We start from the raw sequence: 14,264 nt of genomic DNA on the forward strand, positions 1-14,264 counted from the left end.
ATCGGCCCCTCTTATCGACGGAGCGATTCAATTTCATCGGCCAGATCGCGGGCCTTGCGGTCCTCGGTGGCGATGCGTTCGAGCACCTTGATGCGTTCGCGCAATTCCGCGACCTCGCTTTTCAGGCGCTGGTTCTGGATTTCGGTTTCGGCATCGCGGTCGGCGTGTTCGATGATGGTCTGCTTGCCCTTGTCATCGATGGTTACGCGGCGTGCGCGGCCCGACCGGCTGTAGAGGCCCGCCTGAAACACTTTGGCGACCGAGGTGACGATGACAATGAGAACAATGGCTTCCCAGAAGTTCATGGCACTGGCTCCGGCGAGAGATCAGTTCAGAGGGTCGCGGCGGTAATCTTCGACCGCTTTTGTATCGCGCAGGGCCTCGATTTGCGCGGCAACGTCATAGCCCTTGTCGGTAACGATGCGCTCCAGCACGCGGACCCGTTCCTCTAGCTCGCGCGTTTTGGTGACATATTGCGCGGCGCGTTCGGCGGTATCGTCGGCGGTGGCGCGGATCTGCATTTCGGCGATGCGCGTCTTGTGCTTGGTCCAGATCGCCACGATCGGGATCGACAAAGCGACAATCGGGATCAGAGCGCCAATAGTGCCAGCGGACATGGAATTTCCCCCTAAATGCTGTGCTTTCAGCGCAGCTTTTCGATTTCTTCGGACAGGCGCGGGTTGGAGGAGACATAGTAGTCCTCCACCGCAGCCAGACGGCGGTCCAGATCGCGGAACTTGGCGCGGACCTCGCGGGTGGTGCGGCCCGGCGACTGGCGCACACCCTGCCAGAAACGCTGCTCCTCGCGATCGGTATAGAGCGCGCGGGGCTTGTCGGGTGCCAGAAAGCCGATGCCGAAATAGATCACCCAGGCGGTGCCCCCGCTCATCGAGAGCAGGACCAGCGTGGCGATCCGCACCCAGAGCACGTCAATTCCGGTATAATCGGCAATCCCGGCGCAAACGCCCATGAACTTGCCATTGGCCTTGTCACGGTAAAAACGGGTGTGGATCGGGTTCATCGAAAGCTCCTGTCGGAAGAGCGGGCGCGCAAGCGGTCAATGTCTTTGGCGATTTCGCGCAGCGGTTGGTTGTCGATTTCGCGGTTGGGCATTTGGGCGGCGGGGCGGAAATCGGGGTGATCGGAGGCGACGAGGCGCTCGACCGTTTCCATCCGTTCATCCAGCCGCCGCGCCAGTTGGTAAAGCTCCTCCAGCAGCGCTTCGTCATCCGATGTCAGCGTGGCGGAAGTTTTCCATTTGGTGACATAATGCAGGATGATCCACGGCAGGCCGATGAAAAGCGCGCAAATGGCCACCAAAGGCACGATATCCATGGCTTAGCCCTCCTTCTTCAAGGCGCGCTTCATAGCCTCAAGCTCCTCGTCCACCTTGTCGCCCGAGGCGAGGGCGGCGATTTCGTCGGCAAGGCTGGGCTTGGCATTGTCGGCCAGACCCAGCGCATCGGCGCGGCCTTCGGCATAATCGACGCGGCGTTCCAGCGCATCAAAGCGGGCCATCGCCTCATCCACCCGCTCGCTGGCCAGCAGCGTGCGCAGTTTCACGCGGTTCTCCGCGCTTTCCAGACGGGCGGCAATCGCGGTCTGGCGGCTGCGGGCTTCGCGCAGGCGGGTCTGGAGCTTTTCGATGTCGGCCTCAAAGGCGCGCAGCGAATCGTCCAGCACCGAGACTTCGGATTGCAGCTGGTCGGCCATGTCCGATGCCTTGCGCTTTTCCACCAATGCGGCGCGGGCCAGATCCTCGCGGCCCTTGGACAGGGCCAGTTGCGCCTTTTCGCCCCAGTCGGCCTGCAGCCGGTCGAGCTTGGCGATATGGCGGCGCATCTCCTTTTGATCGGCGATGGTGCGGGCGGCCGACGCGCGCACTTCGACCAGCGTTTCCTCCATTTCGAGGATGATCATGCGGATCATCTTGGAAGGATCCTCGGCCTTTTCCAGAAGATCGGAGAAATTGGCGGCGATAATGTCGCGGGTGCGGCTGAAAATGCCCATGCGGCTTGCTCCCGAAGGTGGATTGGATTGCAGTTTCTCGATTTCCCGTTCTAGCCTGTTGTGGCCGCGCGAGAAATCCTGAAGCGAAAAAAACCGGGCCGGAGGGGGAGTGTGGCGATCACGCAGGGGCGTTGCGCGATCATCGCCCGACGGACGGGCGAATGGCCCCTCCGGCCCGACTTTCGCCACACCCATGGGAATGCGCATCGAGTGTGTCGGCGATGCGCCCGCCATGCCGGGGGTTTCGGCATGAGGGATGGGTTCGAGAGGCGAAAGTTTGGTCATGCCGGATATAACGCAAAGCCCGTGCCAATTTGCGGATGGCGCGAAAATTGGGGGTTTTGCGCTGCGCCGCCGCTTGACGGGATTTGTGGGTTTTGCCAAACTTCGGGAAATTTCACCAAGGATAGGCAATTCATGGCGCTATCTCCCCACCATGCTCCGCGCGATGTGCAATTTATCGGCCAGTCGGGCGCTTTCCTCGATGCGGTCGAGCGCGCCAGTCGCGCTGCCCCGCTGCGCCGCCCGGTGCTGGTGATCGGCGAGCGGGGGACGGGCAAAGAGCTGATTGCCGAGCGCCTGCATCGCCTGTCCTCGCGCTGGGATGAGCCATTGGTGACGCTCAATTGCGCGGCCATGCCTGAAACGCTGATCGAGGCGGAATTGTTCGGGCATGAGGCTGGGGCCTTTACGGGGGCGACGCGGGCGCGGACGGGACGCTTTGAAGAGGCGGATCGCGGTACACTGTTCCTCGATGAACTGGGCACGCTGAGCATGGGCGCGCAGGAGCGCCTGCTGCGCGCGGTGGAATATGGCGAGGTGACGCGGATCGGGGCCTCTCGGCCTTTGCGCGTGGATGTGCGTATCGTGGCGGCCACCAATGAGGATCTGCCCCGCATGGCGCGCGAGGGGCGTTTTCGCGCCGACTTGCTCGACCGTTTGAGCTTTGAGGTTATCACCCTACCGCCGCTGCGCGCTCGCGAGGGCGACATTTCGGTGCTGGCCGAATATTTCGGGCGGCGCATGGCCAGCGAGATGGGTTGGGACCGCTGGCCGGGGTTCAGCGGGGCGGCGGCGGCGGCGTTGGAAAAATACCACTGGCCGGGCAATGTGCGCGAGCTTCGCAATGTGATCGAGCGGGCGGTCTATCGCAGCGACAGTCCGGAAATGCCGATTGCCGAAATCACCTTTGATCCCTTCGATTCGCCATGGAAGCCGACCCAATCGCTGCGCGCCGCCGATCATGAGGCCGCGCCCGCGCCTGTGATGGCGGGCGATCTGGCCGGGGTGTCGGATCTGCGCGGGGCGGTTGATGCGCATGAAAAGGCCATTGTCGAAGCCGCCCTTGCCCGCCACCGCTATAATCAGCGCCAGACCGCCAAGGCGCTGGGCCTGACCTATGACCAGTTGCGCCACACAATGCGGAAACATCATCTGCTTTGACTTGGGGGCGGCGAGGGCTAAGTTGCGCGCAAAGTTGAGAAAGGCGCGCGCATGGGCAAGGTGATCGCGGTTTACAGCATGAAGGGCGGGGTGGGAAAATCCTCGCTGGCGGTCAATCTGGCGCATGGCTTTGCGGTGTCGGGCAAAAGGACGCTGATCTGGGATATTGATGCGCAGGGGGCGGTGGCTTTCCTGCTGGGGCAGTCGGGCGCAGCGGCCAAGGCGAAGAAGATCTTTGCTCGCGATGCCGATCCCGCCGATGCGATCGTGCCGACCAACTGGCCCGAACTGGACCTGATCGCGGCGGACCTGTCGCTGCGCCATCTGGAAAGCGATCTGGCCGATGACAAGCCCAAGCGGTTGAAGAAATTGCTGGAGAGTCTCTCGCCCGATTATGACCGGATTGTGGTGGATTGCCCGCCGGGTCTGGGCGGGATTTCGGATCAGATTTTCCGCGCCGCCGATCTGCTGGTGGTGCCTTTGCTGCCTGCGCCGCTGGCGATGCGGACTTTGGAGCAGGTGAAGGAGCATCTGGAGGCCGAGCGCGGCGGCAAGGCGCCGGGCATTCTGCCGGTTCTCTCGATGGTGGACCGGCGCAAGGCGATGCACCGCGACATTCTGGCCCAGCACCCCGACTGGCCCGCAATCCCCCATGCCAGCGTGATCGAGCAGATGGGGCAAAAACAGGCGCCTCTGGCCGAATTTGCGGGCAAAAGCGCGGCCATGCCGGCGGTGGAAAATGTCCTGGCGCGGGTGGAGCTGATGCTGGGCAGCGGGGTCTGGCTGACGCAGGCGACGGATGAGGGGTGGGTGAAGGAGTAATTGCCGACCACCCCCTTGCATTCCGTTCCAAACAGGCGTAATGGCCCGATCAATCCCGACATTGTGAAGCAAAGCGGGGCTGGCGCCGGAAGGGGCCGGCGCGAAACTGCTTGCTATTCTGTCGTTCAATACAGGAACTTACATGGCCAATATCGCGCGTATTACCGAGATTGTCGAACCAGAGGTGAAGGCTTTGGGCTTGGATCTTGTGCGCGTGATTCTGTTTGGCAAGTCGGACGTGGGCGATGAGGAGCATACGCTTCAGATCATGGCCGAGCGCCCCGAAACCGGGCAATTGGTGATCGGTGATTGCGTCGCGCTCTCGCACCGCATTTCGGACAAGATCGACGCGCTGGAAGAAGCGGGCGAGACGCTGATCGAGGAGGCCTATCGCCTTGAGGTCAGCTCGCCCGGCATCGACCGTCCGCTGACCCGGCTCAAGGATTTCACGGCGTGGATCGGCCATGAGGCCAAGGTCAATCTGACCGTGCCCGTCGATGGCAACCGCAAGAGCATTGTGGGCAATCTTCTCTCGGTCGAGGGCGAGGTGATCGCGCTGGACGACAAGAAGTCGGGCCGCGTTACTTTCCCCTTTGCCGATATTCATTCCGCCAAGCTGGTGTTGACCGATCGCTTGCTGGCCGCAACAAAACCCATTGATCTCGATGAAGATTTCGACGAGATCGACGAAGAAACCGAAACGCAGGAAGACTGATTATGGCCAGTGCGATTTCCGCCAACCGCGCCGAACTGCTCGCGATTGCGACAGCCGTTGCCACCGAGAAGATGATCGACAAGGCGATCGTTATCGAGGCGATGGAAGAGGCCATTCAGAAGTCGGCCCGCAACCGCTATGGCGCCGAAAACGACATTCGCGCCAAGCTGGACCCGCGCACCGGCGATCTGCGCCTGTGGCGCGTGGTGGAAGTGGTTGAGCATGTTGATGACTACTTCAAGCAGGTTGACCTGAAGGCGGCGGAAAAGCTGCAGAAGGACGCCAAGATCGGCGACTTCATCGTCGATCCGCTGCCCCCGGTGGATCTGGGCCGCATTGACGCGCAGAGCGCCAAGCAGGTCATCTTCCAGAAGGTGCGCGATGCCGAGCGCGACCGTCAGTATGCCGAGTTCAAGGACCGCGCGGGCGAAATCGTCACGGGCGTCATCAAGTCGGTCGAATTCGGCCATGTGATCGTCAACCTTGGCCGCGCCGAAGGCGTGATCCGCCGCGATCAGCAGATCCCGCGTGAAACCGCCCGCGTGGGCGAGCGCGTCCGTGCGCTGATCCTCAAGGTCGAGCGTCAGAACCGCGGCCCGCAGATTTTCCTGAGCCGCGCGCATCCCGATTTCATGAAGCGCCTGTTCGCTCAGGAAGTGCCTGAAATCTACGACAATATCATCGAGATCAAGGCCGCCGCCCGCGATCCGGGTTCGCGCGCCAAGATCGGCGTGATCAGCCGCGATTCCAGCATCGACCCGGTCGGCGCCTGCGTCGGCATGAAGGGCAGCCGCGTGCAGGCCGTCGTGCAGGAAATGCAGGGCGAAAAGATCGACATCATCCCCTGGAGCGAAGACACCGCCACTTTCGTGGTGAACGCGCTTCAGCCCGCGACCGTGTCGCGCGTGGTGATTGACGAGGAAGAAGGCCGTATCGAGGTCGTGGTTCCCGACGATCAGCTGTCGCTGGCCATCGGTCGCCGTGGTCAGAACGTGCGTCTGGCTAGCCAGCTCACCGGCCGTCAGATCGACATCATGACCGAGGCCGAGGCGAGCGAAAAGCGCCAGAAGGAATTCGCCGAAAAGTCCAAGCTGTTCGAGGAAGAGCTGGATGTCGATGAAACCCTCTCGCAATTGCTGGTGGCCGAAGGCTTCAGCGAGCTGGAAGAAGTAGCCTATATCGAAATCGCCGAACTGGCGCAGATCGAAGGCTTTGACGAAGAGCTGGCCGAAGAGCTCCAGAACCGCGCACAGGAAGCGCTCGACCGCCGCGAAGAGGCCGCCCGTCAGGAGCGCCGCGCGCTGGGCGTCGAGGATGCGCTGGCCGAACTGCCGCATCTCAACGAAACCATGTTGGTGACGCTGGGCAAGGCGGGGATCAAGACGCTCGACGATCTGGCCGATCTGGCCACCGACGAGCTGATCGCCAAGAAGCGCGCCAATGACCAGCGCCGCCGCAATGAAAAGCGCGACGACAAGCGTGATGAAAAGCGCGAGGAAGTCAGCCGTGGCGGCGTTCTGGGCGAATATGGCCTGAGCGAAGAACAGGGCAATGAGATCATCATGGCCGCCCGCGCCCACTGGTTCGCCGATGAACCGGAAGCTGGTGTGCCGGAAGTAGACGGGGGAGCCGCCGATGCGGATTCCTCGCAATGAGCGCGTAAGCTCCGACATTGCTGACGCCGGGCCGGAAAGGAAATGCATCCTTTCCGGCGAGGTGGCCCCGCGCGATGCGCTGATCCGTCTGGCGATTTCGCCCGACGGGCCTGATGGGGTCGCCTTTGTCGCGCCCGATGCCCTGGCCAAGGCGCCGGGGCGCGGGGCGTGGATCGGTGTGCGCAAGGATGAACTGGTGCAGGCCATGGCCAAGGGGCGTCTGAAGAGCGCTCTGGCGCGGGCCTACAAGGGCGCGAAGATTGCCATTCCCGATGACCTGCCCGAAAGGATTGAGGCCGCTTTGACGCGCGCCTTTACCGACCGGCTGGGTCTGGAAATGCGCAGCGGGCGCTTGTTGGTTGGTTCCGACCGCATCGCTGAAAATGCGCGCACGGGGCGGGTCGTATGGCTGGCCCATGCGGCGGATGCCGGCGACGATGGCAATCGCAAGCTGGACCAGGCCTGGCGCGTGGGAAGGGAAACCGAGGGCAGCGGTGAAAAGGGTGATACCTTGCCACTGGACCGGGCGACCCTGTCTGTGGCATTGGGCCGGGACAATGTCGTGCATCTGGCGTTGACCGACCGGGCATCGGCCGAAAGGCTGGCCCCTTTGCTCGCGCGCCTGAATCACTATCTTGCCAAAGATAATCAAGGCTTTGGTGGCGATGCCGCCGAACCGGACGCACATCATGATGACGCTGACGACTGCGAGTCGCCGGCTGAGACGAATTGAGACTGAAGGGCTGTTTGAACCGATGACCGATAGCAATGACAAACCGACACTGGGCCGCAAGCCGCTGGGGCTGAAGCGCTCGGTGGAAGCGGGCGAAGTCAAGCAGACCTTCAGCCACGGCCGCACCAACAAGGTGGTGGTTGAAGTAAAACGCCGCAAGGTGATCCCGGGCAAGCCGGGTGAGGGCGGGCAGGGCGCTGAAGCGCCTGCGGCCGCTCCCGCCCCTGCGCCCGCGCCCGTGGCCCAGCCGGTGCGCCCGCCGCTGCCGCCTGTGCGCCCTGCGCCCGTGGCCGCAAGCCGCGAAACGCGTCAGGAAATGCAGGCCCGCCTGCTGCGTGAAGCAGAAGAGGCCCGCTTGGCCGCCAGCGAAGCGGCAACGCGCCGTGAGCAGGAAGAAAAGGCCCGCCAGATCGAGGAAGAGCGCCGCCGCGCCGAGGAAAATCGCCGCGCAGCCGAAGCTGCCGCTGCGCCCGCGCCGGTGGTTGAGGAAGCGCCCAAGGTTGAGGAAGCTCCTGCCTCGGCCCCGGTGGTCGAGGCTGCGCCTGCGCCCGCTCCGGCCGCTCCGGTTCAGGTTGAGGCTCCGAAGGCCGCGCCGGTGGAAGAAAAGCCCGCTGCCCCTGCGCCGCGCCGCTTTACCCCGGTGCAGTCGCCTGCGCCCGCGCCGCGTCGCCCCGAGGCTGCCGCGCCTGCTGCCAAGAAGCCCGCACCCAGCCGCGACCGCAAGGCCGCCGATGAGCGTCGTGGCGGCAAGCTGACCGTCAACCGCGCGCTGAACGAGGACGAGGGCGCCCGCGCCCGTTCGCTGGCCGCTCTCAAGCGCGCCCGCGAAAAGGAACGCCGCGCCCACTTTGGCGGTCAGTATCAGCAGCGTGAAAAGCAGGTGCGCGATGTGATCGTGCCCGAGGCGATCACGGTGCAGGAACTGGCCAACCGTATGGCCGAAAAGGCCGCGGATCTGGTCAAGTCGCTGTTCAAGATGGGCATGGTGGTGACGCTCAACCACACCATCGATCAGGACACGGCGGAGTTGCTGGTCGAGGAATTCGGCCACAACATCCAGCGCGTTTCGGAAAGCGATGTCGATATCGACACGACCGTTGACGTGGACGCCGATGAAACGCTCAAGACCCGGCCGCCGGTCGTGGCGATCATGGGCCACGTTGACCATGGCAAGACCTCGCTGCTCGACGCGCTGCGCGGTACGGACGTGGTGCGCGGCGAAGCGGGCGGCATCACGCAGCATATCGGCGCCTATCAGATCAAGACCAAGGGCGGCGATCTGGTGACGTTCCTCGATACGCCGGGCCACGAGGCTTTCACCGAAATGCGTATGCGCGGTGCCAATGTCACCGACATCGTCATTCTGGTGGTGGCCGGTGATGACGGGCTGATGCCGCAGACGATCGAGGCGATCAACCACACCAAGGCGGCCGGCGTGCCGATGATCGTGGCGATCACCAAGAGCGACAAGCCCGAATTCAACCCGCAGAAGATCCGCGAACGCCTGCTCGAACATGAAATCATCGTCGAGCAGATGTCGGGTGACGTTCAGGACGTGGAAGTTTCGGCCAAGACCGGCGCGGGCCTTCAGGACCTGATCGACAAGATCCTGCTGCAGGCCGAACTGATGGAACTGAAGGCGAACCCCGATCGCGCGGCCGAAGCCACCGTGATCGAGGCCAAGCTCGACAAGGGCAAGGGGCCGCTGGCCACCGTGCTTATCAACCGCGGCACGCTCAAGGTCGGCGACATCTTCGTGGTCGGCACCCAGTCAGGCCGCGTGCGCGCCATGCTGGACGACAAGGGCCGTCAGGTGAAGCAGGCTCCGCCCTCGCTGCCGGTTGAGGTTCTGGGCCTTGGCGGCGTCCCGATGGCGGGCGATACGCTGACCGTGGTGGAAAGCGAAGCGCGTGCCCGCGAAGTGGCGGCCTTCCGTCAGGAGCAGGCCACCGCCAAGCGCACGACTTCGGCGCCTTCCAGCCTTGAAAACATGTTCTCGGCTCTGGCCGCCAAGCAGTCGGTGATCGAATATCCGATTCTGGTGAAGGCGGACGTGCAGGGTTCGGTCGAAGCCATCGTCAATGCGCTCAACCGCCTGTCGAATGACGAGATCAAGCTCAAGGTTCTGGCCAGCGGCGTGGGTGCGATCACCGAAAGCGACGTCAATCTGGCGGCGGCTTCGGGTGCGCCGATCGTGGGGTTCAACGTCCGTCCCAATGCCAAGGCGCGCGAGATCATCGAACGCTTCAAGGTGCGGATGAAGTATTTTGACGTGATCTATCACCTGACCGATGACATCGCCAAGGAAATGGCGGGCGTCTGGGGTCCGGAGCGGATCGAAACCGTGGTGGGCCGCGCCGAGGTCAAGGAAGTGTTCCCGGCGGGCAAGCACAACAAGGCCGCCGGTCTGCTGGTCGTCGAGGGCTATATCAAGAAGGGTCTCCACACCCGTCTTACCCGCAACGACGTCATCGTCTCCAAGACCACCGTGGCCTCGCTGCGCCGGTTCAAGGACGATGTGGCCGAGGTTCGCGCCGGTTTGGAATGCGGCGTGGTGCTCGAGGCGACCAACGATGTGAAGGCGGGCGATATGCTCGAAGTCTTCGAAGTCGAGATGCGCGAGCGCACGCTCTGATCCATTAACGGATCGACGAAGAAAAGGGCGGCTTCCCGATGGGGAGGCCGCCCTTTTCCGTGTCTGAGGCCCGCCCGGCCGGTGGGAAAGGGGGCAAGGGGGAACGGCCCCTGCCATGTTTCCATTATCGGGCCAAAGCGGGTTCAGGGTCGGGCGATGCGCAAGGCACCGCCCTGAGAGGCTTAACGGATGGCGCCGACGATCACCCTGGCCACGATGCCGGTGGTGATGGCCACCAGCACGGCGTCATTGCCGCTGCGCACCCATTGATAGCCGCGCGGGGGCGGGCCAAGGCGGCGATAGCGGTGATAGTCGACCACGGCATAATTGGGCGCACGGCGGCGGTCGAAACGCTCGCCCTTGCGGAACTGGACAAAGGCGGAGGGGCCGTGACCTTGCGGGCCGCGATAGTCGTGGCCGCCCCGGTTGTCGGGGCCGCGATGGTCGCCCGGGCCGTCATGCCTGCCCGGCTGCGCCAGAGCGGGCGCCGAGGGGGCCAGCAGGGCTGCGGCCAGCACCAGCGCGATGAGGGTCTTCATATTGCTTCTCCTTCAGGAAGAGTTGAACTCTTCAATGTCCCTTTCTTACAAGAGCCTAATGCGCGGGAACCTGAACGGTGCCGGTCATTCTTGTGTTAAATTGTCGCATGGCCGACCGAAGATGACACAAACGAAAAGGCCCGCCTTGACCATGCAAGGCGGGCCGCATTGGATGAGGCAGGCGTGACGATCAGCGCATGGCGCCCACGATAACGCTGGCGACGATGCCGCTGGTGATGCCGATCAGCAGGGCGTCATCGCCGCTGCGCACCCAGCGATAGCCGCGCGGGGGCGGGCGCAGGCGGTGCCAGCGGCGGTAATCGTTGATGATGACATAGTTGGGGGCGCGTTCGGCATAGAAGCGTTCGCCGCGACGGAACTGGCGCCAACCGGGCTGGGGCGCCCAGCCGTGGCCGCCGTGCCATTGGGGGCCGCGACCGCCGTGGCGGCCATGGTCCCAATGCCCCCGCCCGCCGCGCCCATGATCGGGGTCGGCCGAGGCAACCGTGGGGGCAAGAATCAGCGCGCAAAGCGCCAGTCCGATAATTTTACGCATTCATTCCTCCTTGAAGGCGTTGAAATCGACGGCTGAGCTCCGATTTCAATACCGCTCGGAGCACAGAAGTCATTGCCAAGCGATGCGTTCCGTGAGCAAAGCAAATTTACGACAGGCCGGGACGATCCGGCGACAGAATTGACGAGACATTATGGCACGCCACCAAACTTCCACCCCCGAGAACCGCTCGGTCCGCCTGCTCAAGGTGGGCGAGCAGGTGCGGCATGTGATTTCCGACCTGTTGACGCGCCAGATGGTGCATGACGACGTGCTGACCGCCCATTCGGTCAGCGTCACCGAGGTCCGCATGAGCCCGGATCTGCGCCATGCCACGGTCTTTGTGAAACCCCTTCTGGGCCAGGATGAGGAGATCGTGCTCAAGGCCCTGCGCACGAACATCGCCTTTTTCCAGAAAGAGGTCGCGGGCAAGCTGAAGCTGAAATATGCGGCCAAGATCAAGTTTCTGCCCGATGAAAGCTTTGACGAGGCGAGCCGGATCGACGCGCTGCTGGCCGATCCGCGCGTGCGGCGCGATATCGGTGAGCATGGGGATGAGCAGGGGGACGGCGAGTAAGCCCGCCCGATGGCCAAGCTCTATTTCTACTATGCCAGCATGAATGCGGGCAAATCGACCACGCTGCTCCAGGCCGATTTCAACTATCGCGAACGCGGCATGGCCACGATGCTTTGGACGGCGGCTCTGGACCATCGCGGGGGCGATCATGCGATCGAGAGCCGGATCGGGCTGGCGGCGGATGCGCATCGGTTTGGCGCACAGACGGATATTCACGGCGCGGTGATGGCCGCGCATGGCGAAACGCCGCTTTCCTGCGTGCTGATCGACGAGGCGCAGTTCCTTTCCGCCGATCAGGTGTGGCAAGCCGCGCGCATTGCCGACGAGGGCGGAATTCCGGTGCTGTGCTATGGTCTGCGCACCGATTTTCAGGGTGAATTGTTTCCCGGATCGGCGGCCTTGCTGGGCATTGCCGATGCTTTGGTGGAATTGAAGGCGGTTTGCCATTGCGGGCGCAAGGCGACGATGAACCTGCGCGTGGACGCGGCGGGCCATGCGGTGATCGAGGGTGCGCAGACCGAGATCGGCGGGAATGACCGCTATGTGGCGCTTTGCAGGCGGCATTTCACGCAGGCGCGGCGCGCGGGCTGATGGATATGCTGCCCGTCCTGCGCTTTGCCGGGCTGATCGTGCCTTTGGTGGTCGCCATCGTGTTTCACGAGGTGGCGCATGGGCTGGCGGCGCGCGCATTGGGCGATCCTACGGCCGACGAGGCCAAAAGGCTGAGCCTCAATCCGCTGCGCCATGTTGATTTGGTAGGCACGATCCTGCTGCCGGGGATGCTCGCTCTGGCCAAATTGCCGGTGTTCGGTTGGGCCAAACCGGTCCCGGTCAACAAATGGCGGCTGCGCAATCCGCGCGTGGGCATGATGATCGTGGCGGCGGCGGGGCCGGTTTCGAACATCGTGATGGCGGTGCTGGGCGCGCTGCTGCTGGGCGCGATGGCGCATCTGCCGCAGGCGATGGGCGTGCAGGTAGCGGCCGAGATGCTGCTGACCTTTATCCAGATCAATCTGTTTCTGGCGCTGTTCAACCTGCTGCCGATCCCTCCCTTTGACGGTTCGCATATTGTGGAGGGGCTTTTGCCCCAAAAGGCGGCGGTGTTTTATGCGCGCTTTCGCCGTCTGGGCTTTGCGCTGGTGCTGGTTCTGCTGGTGGTTTTGCCGCAACTGGTGCCGGGTTTCGATCTGGTGGACCGTTGGGTGGGGCCGCCGTTTGACTGGGCCTATCGACAGGTCCTCACGCTCGCGCGTCTGGTGATGGGAGAATAGGGCGATGAGCGTCCACGGCTGGATCATTCTGGACAAACCGCTGGAGCTGGGCAGCACGCAGGCCGTCAGCGCGGTCAAGCGCAACCTGCGCGCGGCGGGTTATAACATGAAGCTGAAGGGCGGGATCAAGGTGGGCCATGGCGGCACGCTGGACCCGCTGGCCAGCGGGATATTGCCCATCGCGCTGGGCGAGGCGACGAAATTGACGGGGCGGATGCTGGATGCGTCCAAGACCTATGATTTCACGGTGAAGTTCGGCGAGGAGACCGAGACGCTCGATCTTGAGGGCAAGGTTGTGGCCACCAGCGATGTGCGCCCCATCGCGGCGGAAATTGCGGCGGTTCTGCCGTCCTTCACCGGGCCGATCGAGCAGGTGCCGCCCGCCTATTCGGCGCTGATGATCGACGGGGTGCGCGCCTATGACCGCGCGCGGCGGGGCGAGGCGGTGGATATGCCCACGCGCGCGGTCACGATCCATGCGCTCGACCTGATCGACGCCGGCGAGGACTGGGCGACCCTGCGCGCCCATGTGTCGAAGGGCACATATATCCGCAGCCTGGCGCGCGACATCGCGCTGGCCCTGGGCACGCGCGGGTCGGTAACGATGCTGCGGCGGCTCTCGGCGGGGCCGTTTACGCTGGATCACGCGATTTCGCTGGACTCCTTGAACGAAATCGGTCAGGGGGCGCCGCTTGGAACTAAACTTCTGCCGCTTGAGGCAGGGCTGGTCGACATCCCGGCTCTATCCCTCTCGCCCGAACAGGCAGGGGCGGTCCGTCAGGGCCGCGTTCTTTTCGGGCAGCCCTATCCCGATGGGCTTTATCTGGCGCGGCTGGGCGATGTGCCCGTCGCGTTGATGAGGCTCGAAGGGGGCTCGGCCAAGGTCGAGCGTGGGTTCAACCTTTCGGATGTCGCGGAGTAGAGATTATGACGATTACCGCTGAAAAGAAGCAGGAACTGATCGCTGACAACGCCCAGCACGCCGGCGACACCGGTTCGCCCGAAGTGCAGGTTGCGATCCTGACCACGCGCATTGTCAACCTCACCGAACACTTCAAGACCCACGCGAAGGACAACCACTCGCGTCGCGGTCTGCTTCAGCTGGTCAACAAGCGTCGCACGCTGCTGGCCTATCTGAAGAAGAAGGATGTGGCGCGTTACAACGCTCTCATCGCCAAGCTGGGCCTGCGTAAGTAAGCCAGGTTTGTCGAAGCGCCCCAACCGGGGCGTTTCGTTTTTAGGCAAAGGCGGTTGCCGATGGATCGGCGCCGCCTTTTCCGCTATACAGCGCCCGATTTGTTGAACACGCCC

At 63.5% G+C, this 14,264-nt stretch carries 18 protein-coding genes; 11 read left to right on the forward strand and 7 right to left on the reverse strand.

What is annotated here, in order from left to right; translation table 11 throughout:
• Positions 1–11: 11 nt before the first annotated feature.
• Genes FHW92_RS06390 through pspA form a run of 5 tightly spaced genes read right to left on the reverse strand, consistent with a single transcriptional unit; the run spans position 12 to position 2,052 of the window.
• Complete coding sequence (locus FHW92_RS06390; RefSeq protein WP_168602426.1) at positions 12–305, reverse strand: hypothetical protein; 294 nt, start codon at positions 303–305, stop codon at positions 12–14.
• A gap of 21 nt (positions 306–326) precedes the next feature.
• Positions 327–617 carry a hypothetical protein gene (locus FHW92_RS06395; protein ID WP_168602427.1) on the reverse strand — a complete coding sequence of 97 codons (291 nt, stop codon included), beginning with the start codon at positions 615–617 and terminating at the stop codon, positions 327–329.
• 26 nt (positions 618–643) lie between these two features.
• Entirely contained in the window at positions 644–1,021 is a 378-nt protein-coding gene (pspC, locus tag FHW92_RS06400; protein ID WP_168602428.1) for an envelope stress response membrane protein PspC, read from the reverse strand.
• On the reverse strand, positions 1,018–1,335 hold the full coding sequence (gene pspB, locus FHW92_RS06405) for an envelope stress response membrane protein PspB (protein ID WP_168602429.1): 318 nt from the start codon (positions 1,333–1,335) through the stop codon (positions 1,018–1,020). The genes pspC and pspB overlap by 4 nt, the downstream gene beginning before the upstream one ends.
• A gap of 3 nt (positions 1,336–1,338) precedes the next feature.
• Positions 1,339–2,052 (reverse strand): phage shock protein PspA, encoded by a 714-nt coding sequence (gene pspA / locus FHW92_RS06410; RefSeq protein ID WP_292692892.1) that lies wholly within the window; start codon positions 2,050–2,052, stop codon positions 1,339–1,341.
• A gap of 375 nt (positions 2,053–2,427) precedes the next feature.
• Here pspA and pspF point away from each other — a divergent pair, with 375 nt between their 5' ends.
• From pspF to infB, 6 genes are all read left to right on the forward strand, one after another.
• Positions 2,428–3,453 (forward strand): phage shock protein operon transcriptional activator, encoded by a 1,026-nt coding sequence (gene pspF / locus FHW92_RS06415; RefSeq protein WP_168602430.1) that lies wholly within the window; start codon positions 2,428–2,430, stop codon positions 3,451–3,453.
• A gap of 51 nt (positions 3,454–3,504) precedes the next feature.
• Positions 3,505–4,275 (forward strand): AAA family ATPase, encoded by a 771-nt coding sequence (locus FHW92_RS06420; RefSeq protein ID WP_168602431.1) that lies wholly within the window; start codon positions 3,505–3,507, stop codon positions 4,273–4,275.
• A gap of 142 nt (positions 4,276–4,417) precedes the next feature.
• Positions 4,418–4,990, forward strand: a complete 573-nt coding sequence (rimP, locus tag FHW92_RS06425) for a ribosome maturation protein RimP (protein WP_168602432.1) — start codon at positions 4,418–4,420, stop codon at positions 4,988–4,990.
• 2 nt (positions 4,991–4,992) lie between these two features.
• Positions 4,993–6,645, forward strand: coding sequence for a transcription termination factor NusA (gene nusA, locus FHW92_RS06430; RefSeq protein ID WP_168602433.1), 1,653 nt, complete (start codon positions 4,993–4,995; stop codon positions 6,643–6,645).
• On the forward strand, positions 6,626–7,378 hold the full coding sequence (locus FHW92_RS06435; protein ID WP_168602434.1) for a DUF448 domain-containing protein: 753 nt from the start codon (positions 6,626–6,628) through the stop codon (positions 7,376–7,378). Before nusA ends, FHW92_RS06435 begins: the two co-directional genes overlap by 20 nt.
• Before the next feature lie 22 nt (positions 7,379–7,400).
• The gene (gene infB / locus FHW92_RS06440; protein ID WP_168602435.1) at positions 7,401–10,013 is read left to right on the forward strand and encodes a translation initiation factor IF-2; all 2,613 of its coding nucleotides are present in this window, start codon (positions 7,401–7,403) and stop codon (positions 10,011–10,013) included.
• 182 nt (positions 10,014–10,195) lie between these two features.
• On the opposite strand, the gene FHW92_RS06445 is transcribed toward infB, so the two are convergent.
• Positions 10,196–10,552, reverse strand: coding sequence for an RcnB family protein (locus FHW92_RS06445; protein ID WP_168602436.1), 357 nt, complete (start codon positions 10,550–10,552; stop codon positions 10,196–10,198).
• A 190-nt stretch (positions 10,553–10,742) separates the two neighbouring features.
• Complete coding sequence (locus tag FHW92_RS06450) at positions 10,743–11,108, reverse strand: RcnB family protein (protein ID WP_168602437.1); 366 nt, start codon at positions 11,106–11,108, stop codon at positions 10,743–10,745.
• A 151-nt stretch (positions 11,109–11,259) separates the two neighbouring features.
• Between FHW92_RS06450 and rbfA the strand changes: the two genes are divergently transcribed.
• Genes rbfA through rpsO form a run of 5 tightly spaced genes read left to right on the forward strand, consistent with a single transcriptional unit; the run spans position 11,260 to position 14,150 of the window.
• Positions 11,260–11,682, forward strand: coding sequence for a 30S ribosome-binding factor RbfA (gene rbfA / locus FHW92_RS06455; protein WP_168602438.1), 423 nt, complete (start codon positions 11,260–11,262; stop codon positions 11,680–11,682).
• 9 nt (positions 11,683–11,691) lie between these two features.
• On the forward strand, positions 11,692–12,273 hold the full coding sequence (locus FHW92_RS06460) for a thymidine kinase (RefSeq protein WP_168602439.1): 582 nt from the start codon (positions 11,692–11,694) through the stop codon (positions 12,271–12,273).
• 5 nt (positions 12,274–12,278) lie between these two features.
• Positions 12,279–12,953, forward strand: coding sequence for a site-2 protease family protein (locus FHW92_RS06465; RefSeq protein ID WP_168602869.1), 675 nt, complete (start codon positions 12,279–12,281; stop codon positions 12,951–12,953).
• Positions 12,954–12,957: 4 nt separating this feature from the next.
• Positions 12,958–13,875 carry a tRNA pseudouridine(55) synthase TruB gene (truB, locus tag FHW92_RS06470; RefSeq protein WP_168602440.1) on the forward strand — a complete coding sequence of 306 codons (918 nt, stop codon included), beginning with the start codon at positions 12,958–12,960 and terminating at the stop codon, positions 13,873–13,875.
• A 5-nt stretch (positions 13,876–13,880) separates the two neighbouring features.
• Complete coding sequence (gene rpsO / locus FHW92_RS06475; RefSeq protein WP_168602441.1) at positions 13,881–14,150, forward strand: 30S ribosomal protein S15; 270 nt, start codon at positions 13,881–13,883, stop codon at positions 14,148–14,150.
• Positions 14,151–14,264 lie beyond the last annotated feature (114 nt).

Origin of the sequence: Novosphingobium sp. SG707, from assembly GCF_012275515.1 — a bacterium.
Taxonomy (GTDB): Bacteria; Pseudomonadota; Alphaproteobacteria; order Sphingomonadales; family Sphingomonadaceae; genus Novosphingobium.